Source organism: Allobosea sp. P4_C6, from assembly GCF_056402015.1.
This window is the reverse complement of the sequence record NZ_JBFUIF010000148.1, coordinates 1-3,275: the sequence shown is the minus strand read 5'-3', so window position 1 is coordinate 3,275 and position 3,275 is coordinate 1. Positions and strand designations below refer to the sequence as shown.

At 62.0% G+C, this 3,275-nt stretch carries 3 protein-coding genes; all 3 read right to left on the bottom strand.

Annotated elements, in window-relative coordinates; genetic code table 11:
• Positions 1-780, bottom strand: a 780-nt coding sequence (locus AC1DVA_RS27110; protein WP_476807948.1) for a hypothetical protein, incomplete at its 3' end; no start/stop codon positions are given.
• Between the two features lie 98 nt (positions 781-878).
• Positions 879-2,102, bottom strand: coding sequence for a tyrosine-type recombinase/integrase (locus AC1DVA_RS27105; RefSeq protein WP_476807947.1), 1,224 nt, complete (start codon positions 2,100-2,102; stop codon positions 879-881).
• A 273-nt stretch (positions 2,103-2,375) separates the two neighbouring features.
• Positions 2,376-3,275 (bottom strand): tyrosine-type recombinase/integrase (locus AC1DVA_RS27100; protein ID WP_476807946.1); only part of this gene is annotated, 900 nt, incomplete at its 5' end.

Below are 3,275 nucleotides of genomic sequence, written 5' to 3'. Positions count from 1 at the left end.
GTCATAAAGCAAGCCCGGCTGTGGCGCCTGGCCCTCCGCCTGCGAGACCAAATCGTCTTCGGGGCTCCCGCCCATTCCCTCCGCTCGCGCGATGTCGGATGGCTGAATTTCCACAGTGCTAGCAACCCGCGGCGATGGTCGTTGACTTGCAAGCAGTAGGTCCAGTTCTTCGCGCTTGAGAAATATCCAGTGCGACCCGGCAAATGATGAGGGCCGCCCCGGTTGCATGCGGCAATGCGAAATCCGCTTCCGGATGACGTCGATATTCGGCACGATCCAGTCATCAGGGTCGCCCGGACCCCATCCTCCACCCGCTAACTTCATAAGGTAGGGCGTGAGCTGCCTATTGAAAATTGCGTCCCGAACCCAGGTCGCAACCTGCCTGACCAGGCCAATGATCGGCTCGATCTTTTTATCGTGATAGGAAACGTATTTTAGGACGGTATCCCACTCTGGCTGCGTAAAATTGTAACCGGCCCGAACCTCGATTGTCGGCTCTCCCAGGCGGCCAAGTTGCGGGAGCGTCTGTAGCTTCGGCACGTAGTCGAGGCCACCTATGCTTGTGAGGATTTGGTGCGCCCAATCCCGTAAATTCTCATCGGCGGCCTCTGGAGTTGGGGTGCTCCGCAGGTAATCGGTCGCCCCATAGTCGTCTTTCCAGGCGTCCCCGAGTAGATGATCGGCAATTTGAGAGATTGCCGGAGCAAGGAATAAGAACCCGGTCGGCGCATCGGCCCAATTGCGCGGGGAGCACCAAATCTCATTCGGAGTGGCCGACATTGCTGCATCTCATCAAGCACCACGCGGGATGGATGGGGCAGGCGCGCGGTGCTTCGCGCTTTTCTCCTGGCTGGGACAGCCCCATCCGTCTCGGTCGATTAGCCGGAGCTCGCAGGCTTCATCGGAATGACCTTGGCGCCGGTGCGCAGGAGGTCGAGGTAATCCGCCCACGTCTGGCTCATGCGGGTGCGCTCGTCCCAATGGCGGCCTCTGGCGTAGGCGCGTCGCACCGCGTCTTGATCCTGATGCGCGAGTGCCCGCTCGATCGCGTCGGACGACCACATACCGGACTCATTCAAGAGCGTGCTCGCGGTCGCGCGAAAGCCATGAGGCGTCATCTCGTCCTTGGCGTAACCAATGCGGCGGAGGGCGGCATTCATGGTGACGTCGGACATCGGGCGCGAGGCTGAACGCAGCGACGGGAACAGCAACGGGCTCCGGTCCTGAACGTCACGCAGTTCCCTAATAATGGCCACGGCCTGCCGGGGCAGCGGCACATGGTGCTCGCGACGCATCTTCATGCGCTGGGCGGGGATTATCCAGATAGCATCCTCTAGATCGAACTCCGCCCATTCGGCAAAGCGAAGCTCCCCCGGCCGCGGGAATAGAAGAGCCATGAGCTGGAGCGCGGCGCGTGTGCCGGGCTGGCCCTCGTAGGCGTCAATGGCGCGGAGCAACCCGGCGAAGCCCTTGGCATCGGTAATTGCAGCTCTGCTCGTTGGCTTCGGGGCTGCGAGCGCGCCTCGCAAGGCCAACGTCGGATCGTCCGCGACCTTGCCGKCGGCGATAGCGTAGCGGAACACCTGTCCAATCACTGAGCGCAACCGCTTCGCGGTTTCGAGGCGCCCCCGCTTCTCCACCTTGCGAAGTGTCGCAAGGATTTCGGCCGCGCTGATTTCAGAGATAGCGCGCTTGCCCAGGTCACCGGTCGCGAAGGTCAGCAGCCAGTCAAATTTCTCCAGCGTGCCCGCAGCCTTGCCCTCGCGCTCTTTTTTGTCCCGGAGTTCGTCGGCCAACGTGGCGAAGGTGGCGGCCCGGTTCTCCTGCTTCGTGATGCGATCGAGGCGCTTCTGTGCGGACGGATCGCGTCCGCCTCGCAAATGGTCCTTGGCGACCTCCCGCGCGGCTCGTGCCGCTTTCAGGTTGATGCCGGGATACGGGCCGATGGCGAGCTTCTTTTGCTTGCCGTCGAAGCGGTAGGCTATGCGCCAGAGCTTCGCACCGTTCGGCATGATCCAAAGTTGCAGGCCGCCGCCATCCGAAAGTTTTGTCACTTTCGGCTGCGCCTTCGCGTTCCTGATGGCCGTATCGGTTAACGGCATGTTGGCCTCGTATCTGATGGCCTCGGGTGAGGACAACAGGAAGGCCAACAAATTGCCCGACTGTCAATGAACGCCTGAGAACACCACTGACGTCTAATGACAGCAAAACCGGCCCCTGAGGGGTCGGTCGCGGTCGTCGGTGAACATTGATGAGAGAGAGTTTGGTAGCGGGAGAGGGACTTGAACCCCCGACACGCGGATTATGATGCAGCTGTTTCGGCCCATGTTCATTGGGCTTTCGCAGTCCGTGTTGCAGATGTGTTGCGTCCGTCGTCAGGAGAGCAGCCGCGACGCTATCTCATCCATCGCGCTGGCATCTTCGTCCCTGGCCTCCAGCAGATAGCCGTAGGTGTCATACGTCTGCTGGATCGAGCTATGGCCCATCAGATATTGAACCCGCTTCGCATTGAGGCCCTGCTCGATCCACAACGCCGCCGCGGCATGGCGCAGGGCATGCAGGCTGTATTTCGCATCGGGTACCTTGATGGGCTTGCCATGCTCGTCCTGTTCGTCGCGCAACACCGTCACACCGGCTGTGATCTGCAAGGGCCAGAACACGCGAGAGAGCAGGTTGCCATGGCTCTCAACACCTCCCGCCCCTGTCGGGAAGACCAGGCCGAGGTCGCCCTTTGGGCAGGCCAGCTTCCACTCGCGCAGCACCTTGAGCAGGGCAGGGGACAGCGGGATATCGCGGTTGCCGGCCTCTGACTTCGGCGGGCCGGATTGGTTGTAGCGATCGACCCGCCGCCGGATCTTCATCATCCCAGCCTTGAGGTCGATATCGGTCCAGAGCAGCCCTCGAAGCTCAGAGGCACGCAGGCCGCAGAGCAAGGCCACCATGATCAGCGGCCGGGTCTTGTCGGAGGTCGCCGCCAGCATCGCCTTTAACTCGTCACGACTGGGCATTTCGATATGCGCGGTCTCCCGCTTTCCCCGCTTCGATCGGCCGCCGACCTTCACCGCATTGACGACGACCAGCCCTTTCCGCTGCGCCTCGCTTACAAGCGACGAGAGAGAGCCGAGCACGCGCTTCACCATCGACGGCGATCGTCCGTCCTCAACCAACTTGTCCTTGAACGCAGCGACGGCCGGCGCGGTGAGGCGAGACAGCTTGGTCGCGCCGATTCGGGGGGCGATGTGCAGCGTCAGATGCTGCCGATACGCCCGTACAGT